1 pseudogene is annotated in these 636 nt (G+C 42.5%); it reads right to left on the reverse strand.

The window, feature by feature from the left end:
• A pseudogene (locus DCCM_RS03365) lies at window positions 1-636 on the reverse strand (IS4 family transposase); the annotation flags it as partial.

Consider the following 636-nt stretch of genomic DNA (forward strand, 5'->3'; position numbering starts at 1 on the left):
GGAAATAAAATCGTTAATGAGGTCCTGTAAAGCACAATCCGTTATTGTAAGATATTTCCGCAAGGTATTTTTAAGCATCGTTAATATGAGTTGAAACGCTTCCGCAAAGCTTATATCCTGAAGCTCGTCACAGCAAAGATAAAATAAGTTGCCAAGAGTTTTTGGGTCTTTGCTTTCCCGGTTTTCAAGAGCAAGCAAGATATACCGGCAGAAAACGATTGTAGTATGGGCAACCATGGAGTCATAAGATCTTCCCTGGAACTCCTTGGCAAGGTTCAAAAAGGATTTGGTGGTTTTAAAGAACACCTCAATATCCCAGCGTTTTCCATAAGTCTGAATAATCTCTTTATCTGTCAGCTCTAAATCAGTTGCAAGTAATGCCAACCATTTTTTCGACTTGTTCCGGTCCCGGATGAATAAGATCCGTGCCGTCACAGGGTTACCCCCTGAGTCCTTGCCGATTCTTTGCCGGGTTTTTTAAGAAGTTCCTTGTAAAGGGTGCTAAGAGTCATCTTTTCGCCTTTATAGGTGTAATGAATCTTAAGCATACATATCACATGGAGGCGATGTTCACGCACCCTGCAGATAACGGACGGAAAGGCAAACCAGCTGTCGAAAAGAAGATGCCTTGCCTGG

The organism is Desulfocucumis palustris (assembly GCF_002933875.1).
Classification (GTDB): domain Bacteria; phylum Bacillota; class Desulfotomaculia; order Desulfotomaculales; family Desulfocucumaceae; genus Desulfocucumis; species Desulfocucumis palustris.